Source organism: Nocardioides sp., from assembly GCF_035547795.1.
Lineage (GTDB): Bacteria > Actinomycetota > Actinomycetes > Propionibacteriales > Nocardioidaceae > Nocardioides.
This window is the reverse complement of record NZ_DASZUF010000060.1, coordinates 1-4076: the sequence shown is the minus strand read 5'-3', so window position 1 is coordinate 4076 and position 4076 is coordinate 1. Positions and strand designations below refer to the sequence as shown.

General features: G+C 72.2%; 5 protein-coding genes. 1 reads left to right on the top strand and 4 read right to left on the bottom strand.

The features are described from left to right. From VHA72_RS04535 to VHA72_RS04525, 3 genes are all read right to left on the bottom strand, one after another. Positions 1-935, bottom strand: a 935-nt coding sequence (locus VHA72_RS04535; RefSeq protein WP_414689755.1) for a sigma-70 family RNA polymerase sigma factor, incomplete at its 3' end; no start/stop codon positions are given. Between the two features lie 150 nt (positions 936-1085). Beyond that, complete coding sequence (locus tag VHA72_RS04530) at positions 1086-1652, bottom strand: HhH-GPD-type base excision DNA repair protein (RefSeq protein ID WP_325573252.1); 567 nt, start codon at positions 1650-1652, stop codon at positions 1086-1088. A 50-nt stretch (positions 1653-1702) separates the two neighbouring features. After that, the gene (locus tag VHA72_RS04525; RefSeq protein WP_414689756.1) at positions 1703-2107 is read right to left on the bottom strand and encodes a universal stress protein; all 405 of its coding nucleotides are present in this window, start codon (positions 2105-2107) and stop codon (positions 1703-1705) included. A gap of 113 nt (positions 2108-2220) precedes the next feature. Here VHA72_RS04525 and VHA72_RS04520 point away from each other — a divergent pair, with 113 nt between their 5' ends. Then, positions 2221-2688, top strand: coding sequence for a hypothetical protein (locus tag VHA72_RS04520; RefSeq protein ID WP_325573250.1), 468 nt, complete (start codon positions 2221-2223; stop codon positions 2686-2688). 11 nt (positions 2689-2699) lie between these two features. Here VHA72_RS04520 and VHA72_RS04515 read toward each other — a convergent pair whose 3' ends face one another. Further along, positions 2700-3701 (bottom strand): DUF4192 domain-containing protein, encoded by a 1002-nt coding sequence (locus VHA72_RS04515; protein ID WP_325573249.1) that lies wholly within the window; start codon positions 3699-3701, stop codon positions 2700-2702. Between the last annotated feature and the right edge of the window lie 375 nt (positions 3702-4076).

Here is a 4076-nt window from a genome sequence, read left to right as displayed (position 1 = left end):
CGGATCCACCAGGTCGCGTAGGTGGAGAACTTGTAGCCCTTGGTGTAGTCGAACTTCTCGACCGCGCGGATCAGACCGAGGTTGCCCTCCTGGATCAGGTCCAAGAAGAGCATGCCGCGGCCGGTGTAGCGCTTGGCGAGGCTGACGACCAGTCGCAGGTTGGCCTCGAGCAGGTGGTTCTTGGCTCGACGACCGTCCTCGGCGATCCACTCCAGCTCCTCGGTGAGCTGCGGCTTGATCTTGCCGCCCTTGCCGAGCTTCTCCTCCGCGAACAGACCGGCCTCGATCCGCTTGGCGAGCTCGACCTCCATCTCCGCGTTGAGCAGCGGCACCTTGCCGATCTGCTTGAGGTAGTCCTTGACCGGGTCGGCGGTCGCGCCGGCGACCATGACCTGCTGCTCGGGCTCGTCGGTGTCGTCGGAGGCCGAGACGACGAAGGAGGCCTCCTTCTCGTCCTCGGCGATGGTCGGGTCCGAGGCGACGTCCTTCTCGAACTGCTCGTCGGAGATGTCCGGCAGGACCTTCTTGCCGTCGGGACCGACCTTGGCCGTGTCGGCGACGGTGTCGTCGACGTCGTCGTCGGCCGCCGGGACGTCATCGGTGTCGTCGGCGGTCTCATCGACGTCGTCGATCTCGAGATCGTCGAGGTCGACGTCCTCCTCGACCGCCTCGTCGTCGTCCGCGACGGCCTTCTTGGCCGGCGCCGCCTTCTTCGCGGTCTTCTTGGCGGCCGCGGTGGTGGTGGCCTTGCGGGTCGAGGTGGCGGCGGCCGCCTTGCCGGTCGCGGCGCCCAGGTCGACCGATATGCCCAGCGTGCTCAGGTGCGCGAGCAGCGCCTTGAGATGGCGCGGCTCCACCGCGGCATCCTCACTGGCTCGGCGCACCTCCTCCGGCGTCACGCTCCCGGTGGGGGTGCCCCGTTCGATCAGCGCCACGACGGCAGGATGGGTGAGTACCTCAGCGGGGATCTTGCGTGCGGTCGAGGACACTGACACCTCTCGTGGAACTGGCTTCGGGGCGCGGCGAGGCCCGGTGACGTCAAGAGCCGCGTCGACCATTCTGCCACGCCGCTGACGGGGATCCAGTCAGCGGGCCGCCTTGGCCTCGGCCTTCTTCGCCTTCTTGTAGTCGCGGACCTTCTGCAGCGACACCGCGTCGACCACGTCGGCCACCGACCGGAACCCGTCCTCGGCATACGCACCGACCGCCTCCTGCCAGCCCTCCGGGCGCACGCCCAGCTGCTTGGCGAGCAGCGCCACGAAGATCTGCGCCTTCTGCTTGCCGAAGCCGGGCAGTGCCTGAACCCGCTTGAGCAGCTCGGCGCCCGTCGCCGCGCCGGTCCACAGCCGGGCGGCGTCGCCGTCGTACTGCTCGGCGACGATCCGGGCCAGCTCCTGCAGCCGAGCGGCCATCGAGCCGGGGAAGCGATGGATCGCCGGCGGTACGGCGCACAGCGCGGCGAACTCCTCCGGCTCGGCGGCCGCGATCGCGGCCGGCTCGAGGGTGCCGAACCGGGCCAGCACCTTGGCCGGGCCGCGGAACGCGTGCTCCATCGGGTACTGCTGGTCGAGCAGCATGCCGGCCAGCAGGGCGAACGGGTGCTCGGTCAGCACCTGGTCGGCGTCGGGATCCTGGGCGATCTGGAAGGCCATGGCCCCATGGTCTCACCCGGCGATGCTGTGGATTCCGGTGAGCCGTGATCCTACTCGGGCTTGACCGCGAGCACCGGGCAGGGCGCGTCCAGCAGGATGCGCTGGGCCTGGCTGCCGAGGATGAGCTTGCCGGTGGGCGTGCGGCGGCGGATGCCGATCACGACCAGGTCGGAGCCCTGCTCGCGCGCCACCTGGACGAGGTCGTCGGCGGCATCCACATCGATGTCGATGACACTCTGGTGGATGACGTACTCGACGCCTGCGGCGTCCAGTCGCTCGCGGGCGGCGGCGAGCTCGGCCTCGGTCTTGGCCATCCACTCCGGGTCGGACTCGCCCCCGCGCTGGGCGCTGACGACGACCAGCCGGCCGCCGCGGAGCCTGACCTCGGCGATCGCGGCGGCGAGCGCCGCCTCGCCCTCGGGCTTGGGAACGAACCCGACCACCACCGTCGCCATCGCTGTCCTTCCGTCGCCGCGGCTGCCTGCCACCGCACCGAAACGCTACCCCGTGCCCGGCGGCCTGTGGACGACCACCGGCGCCGACAGGCGATCCGAGGCAGGCTGGGAGCGTGCCCCACGATCAGCACGACCAGCCCCCGGCGTCGACGGAGCCGCTCGACCGCAGGCTCGCGGCCCTGCTGCGCCGCGCCGTGCTGGACCATGCCCTCACCGAGCGGCGGCGGTCCCACCTCCCGATCCTGCACGTGGGCACCCCGGGCCAGCCGCACCTGCTCTTCGCGATCGCTCCCGACGAGCCCACCGACCACGCGCTGCGGGCCGACGTGGTTGCCGCGATGCGGGCGCGGCAGCTGCGGGCCCCGGTCGCCGGCCACGAGCCCGACCGGCCGATCCTGGTCTGGCTGACCCGCAGCGGACCGCTGGAGCTGGCCGACATCGACGCCGCGTGGTTCGCGGCGGCCCGACACGCCTTCGCCGAGGCCGGGGCGCCGCTGACCTTCGTGGTGGTCAACCGGCACGGCTGGCGCGACCCGGCCACCGGTGGCGGCCGACAGTGGCGCCGGCTGCGGGCGTCGTGACCGCAGCCCACTCATTCCGGCGCCTCGCCGGGGCACGGCCGCGGCCCGGATCCCGGGCCGACATCCGGGCCGACATCGACCTCCACCGCCGTCGCCCGGCCGGCCTCCCATGCGGTCGGCGAGACGGCGGCCCGCAGCAGCTGGGCGACCAGCCCACCGAGGCTGTGCTGGGGCATGACGGCGACGCAGCGATCCAGGGCGCACCAGGCGAGGGCGCCGTGACCGGCGATCCAGCAGACCAGGCCGAGGACGGCCGCGGCGTCACCCGCCAGCTCCTCGGGAGCCCGGCGCACCACGTCACACCACAGCGCGACGTGCGCCTCGGCGTCGGCCCGACTCAGCCCGATCCAGGTGGCGTCACGGACCGGAGGACTGCGGATCGCCAGCAGCAGCCCCGCCAGCTCGGCATCGTCGAGGAGGGTCCCCGCGGCGGTGTGGCGCCGCACCAGCGTGGCCACGTCCTCGGCACCCAGCACCGCGGCGCCCTCCAGCTCCGCCGTGACCCGTGCCACCGCCGCCGGGTCGGAGGCGACCTGGGCGGCCAACTCCTCGCGGGAACCGAGGGTGACATGACCGGCCATGACCGCCTGGGCGCGGAACGGGTGCGCTGCGGCGTCGTAGGGCAACCCGGTCGCCGGCACGTCGGAGCGTCGCCGGTCGACGGCGTACCACCGTCGGCCGTCGGCGCGCAGGCAGTCGACGATCTCGATCCGCCGGCGCCCCAGCTCGCGCCGCAGCCGGCGGGCGACGGCGCGAGCCTGCCGGGGCTGGTCGCTGTAGAGCACCAGGAGCACCCGAGGCACCCGGTGCCGCAGACATGGCTCGAGCAGCATGGCGCAGACCTCGTCGAGCGCACCCGGGTCGCCGGGAGGCGGTAGGTCGACGCGGGCGTGGAAGCGGGTCAGGCCGCCGAAGGTGAGGAGCACGATCGAGTCGCTCGGCTCGAAGCCGAGCACGATCGGGACGACGGCGAGGACGTCCTCGGGACTGCGGGCGAGAAACGTGGTGGTCATGCCTCGACGATCCCCGCGGCCGCCGACAGCGACGGCGCTCCGCACGACGCCCTGTGGAAAGCGTCGCCGGAACGCTGCCTGTGCACGGAAAGTGGCCGACGAGCGGACCGGGACCGCCGAACCAGAACCACCGGACCAGAACCGTCGGCGCCGCCCGCTACCGTCGTCTCAGTGTCAGGGTGACGTTGCCGCTCACGCGGTGGTTGGATCCTGAGCATCCGCTGTCTGGCTCATTGAATCGCCCCGGGTCTGATGGAGGCTCTCAATCCTGGGAAGGATGATGAGAGTCATGGCAGCACCGAGGAAGTACAGCGTTGAGCTTCAGCAGCGGGCGACGCGGATGGCGATGGATGCCCGGAGGGACCCGGAGTCGGC